The organism is Sphingomonas sp. CCH9-F2, assembly GCF_001556735.1.
Lineage (GTDB): Bacteria > Pseudomonadota > Alphaproteobacteria > Sphingomonadales > Sphingomonadaceae > Sphingomonas > Sphingomonas ginsenosidimutans.
Genome location: NZ_LSJO01000624.1, coordinates 1 through 1,853, shown reverse-complemented (window position 1 = coordinate 1,853; position 1,853 = coordinate 1). Strand labels below are relative to the sequence as shown.

Here is a 1,853-nt window from a genome sequence, read left to right as displayed (position 1 = left end):
GCCCAGCCCTTCAGCTCGGGGTCGAGCGCCAGGCTTTCGAGCAGGTCGAGCGACAGTTCCAGCCGGTCAGCCTCCTCCGCATCGATGTTCAAGCCGATGTCGTACTGCCGCGCCAGCAGCGCCAGCGCCTTCACCCGCGGCAGCAGCTCCGCCATCACCCGCTCCGCCTGCGCGCGGGAATAGCGCGGGTGCAGCGCCGACAGCTTGATCGAAATTCCCGGCCCTTCGTAGACGCCGCGCCCCGCCGATGCCGCGCCGATCGCATGGACCGCCGCCTCGTAATCGCGGTAATAGCGATCGGCATCCGCGGCGGTGGTCGCCGCCTCCCCCAACATGTCGTAGCTGTAGCGGAAACCACGCGCCTCCAGCGGGCGGGCGCGGCGCAGCGCCTCGGCGATCGTCTCGCCGGTGACGAACTGTTCGCCCATCATCCGCATCGCCATGTCCACCCCGCGGCGGATCACCGGCTCGCCCGCGCGCGCGATCAGGCGCGTCAGCGCCGCCGACAGCCCGCTATCATTGACGCTGCCGGTCAGCTTGCCGGTCACCACCAGCCCCCAACTGGCCGCATTGACGAACAGCGACCGCCCGTCACCGACGTGCGAGCGCCAGTCCCCACCCGCGATCTTGTCGCGGATCAGCGCATCGCGCGTCGCGGTGTCGGGAATGCGCAGCAGCGCCTCGGCCAGGCACATCAGCGCGACGCCCTCCTGGCTGGACAGCGCATATTCCTGCACCAGCCCCTCGACGCCATTGCCCTTGTGCTTGTTGCGCAGTGCGGTGACCAAAGCGGTGGCGGTGCGCGCCGCCGCCTCGCGCACCGCATCGGGCAGCGTCGCCTCATCCAGCAGCGGCGCCATCGCCTCCGCCTCAGGACGGCGGTATGCGGCGGTGATCGCGACGCGCAAGCCGGTCGGCTGGCGGACGGGCGGCGCGAAGGCGGCGAACAGGGGCGTGGCGTCGGTCATGCCGATCCCCTATCAGAAAGCGGCACGGCGATCAGACCATAACACGCCCGTCGTCGCGCTGATCAACCTTCAATCACGCGGGATTGCAGTACATATGGCCGCCAGGACCGATCCTCTCGACCCGTTCGACCTACGCATCGTCGCGGCGTTGCGCGCCGACGGTCGCCTCTCCGTTGCCGATCTCGCGCGGCAGGTGGGGCTGTCGAAGACGCCGTGTCAGGTTCGGCTCAAGCGGTTGATCGCGGATGGTTATATCCTGGGGTTCCGCGCAGTGATCGACCCTGCACGGCTGGGACTGGACCATGTCGCCTTCGCCGAAGTGAAGCTGTCCGACACGCGCGAGGCCGCGCTCGAGGATTTCCGCCGCGCGGTGCTGAAGATACCCGAAGTGGAGGAATGCCACATGATCGCCAGCAGCTTCGATTATCTGCTGAAGGTGCGCACCGCCGACATCCGCCGCTATCGCGAGGTGTTGGGCGAACGCATTTCCGCCTTGCCCCATGTCGCACACACGTCCACCTTCGTCGCAATGGAGGCGATCCGCGAAGCCGTGGTGTGAAGCATCGTGAAAGATGTCATCGCGTCATGGTATCCACACAAAAACAGATCACCCAATACGTCGATCACTTCTCCTCGGCATCCTTTTATCCAAGCACGTCACATCACTTTCGCGTCATCAAAATGAAAAACAGATGATGTTCGCGGGTCTTCGTCTGTCATCGAACCGTCATCACGCTGCCCCCGAATCGACCTAGCGCGCCCTTGTCGGCCCGATGGCCGTAAGGGGAATGAATCAACATGCTGTTTTCCGCACGCACCCGCTGGTGTCTGCTTTCGGGTATCGCCGCGCTGACCATCCCGGCCATGGCACAGGCCGCGCCCGCC

General features: G+C 66.0%; 2 protein-coding genes. One reads left to right on the top strand and one right to left on the bottom strand.

Annotated elements, in window-relative coordinates; all coding sequences use genetic code 11:
* Positions 1-968: proline dehydrogenase family protein (locus AX685_RS17515; protein ID WP_197418678.1), on the bottom strand; the 968-nt coding region annotated here is incomplete at its 3' end.
* Between the two features lie 94 nt (positions 969-1,062).
* Between AX685_RS17515 and AX685_RS17510 the strand changes: the two genes are divergently transcribed.
* Positions 1,063-1,527, top strand: coding sequence for an Lrp/AsnC family transcriptional regulator (locus AX685_RS17510; protein ID WP_066490938.1), 465 nt, complete (start codon positions 1,063-1,065; stop codon positions 1,525-1,527).
* Positions 1,528-1,853 lie beyond the last annotated feature (326 nt).